1 pseudogene is annotated in these 1,020 nt (G+C 49.0%); it reads left to right on the top strand.

The features are described 5' to 3' along the window. Nucleotides 1–296, top strand: a pseudogene (locus L975_RS18490) (shufflon system plasmid conjugative transfer pilus tip adhesin PilV); the annotation flags it as partial. Between the last annotated feature and the right edge of the window lie 724 nt (nt 297–1,020).

Genomic DNA, 1,020 nt, shown 5'->3' with positions numbered 1-1,020 from the left:
TAGCAGGCCAAAATTGTTCGCCGAATGGCCTTGAGGGTCGCGACACCACTGGCGCGCCACTGATTTGTCAATCCGGTGTGTGGACAAAAGGCGGTAGCGGTACAGCAAAAATCCAATCGTTTTGGCTAGATAATCCAACAACTCTCGGAAAATGGGATTTTTGTTATCTAAGCATGGTTCGTGATATTGGTGCGGTAAAAGTAGACGTCCAAGTGTGGGAATCCGCTGGTATATGGTATGGCGCTCGGCGCGGGTATACCGAAGGTGCTAGCGCCATTTGTGTTTCATATCAATAACCTATTCACATGTTATGACATATGAGCAGTTACCTGCGCCGCCATAACCGCCGGGGTAGAAACTCCATTCGTCCCAAAAACCACAAGTAACTACTCGATTACCATCAACTGTAGCTTGCTGACCGCCAAAGTAAAACGGGTGCCTGCCGTGGTAGTTGCTGCTATTGCTCACGCTCCATTTACATTGGTTCTGAGAGTAGCCTGCGGGGATAGGTATCTGCTGACCATGACTGATGGCTCCTGTATCTACATAACGCCCTGCAGGCTTACGCCACGCACCGGATTGACAATTAGAAACATACGGCCTGACAGGTGGCTCTACCGTTGCCAATGCTGTAGGCGGCCAGCGTCCACGACTGGCCTGATTTGCTGATTCTGCATCCTCGCCAGTTGTTGTAATCGTAATTCGCTGTAGCTAGCGCACAGTATTTTCTAGTGCCGAGACTGATAGTTGTTCCGGCATGAATCTCGCCAGAAAACCAAACATCTGTCTCGTTGGATAAGGTTTTCCACGCACCGGATTGACAATTATTGAACAACCAATTTCCCGACGTAAGGACACGCAATTTGCCAGCCTCCGGCACGACACTGACAAGTGGATTGAGTGCTTAGTTGTCCTGCGCAAGTACTAGCTGAATTGTTGTCACAAATTGAGTATGGACATTGGTAAAGTGATGTATTTGTGCCTTTTCCTCCACTGGATTGCCACACGCCGGATTGACAA

The sequence above is a fragment of the Plesiomonas sp. ZOR0011 genome, assembly GCF_000800945.1.
Lineage (GTDB): Bacteria > Pseudomonadota > Gammaproteobacteria > Enterobacterales > CAMTGL01 > Plesiomonas > Plesiomonas shigelloides.
This window is presented reverse-complemented; position numbering and strand designations above follow the sequence as displayed.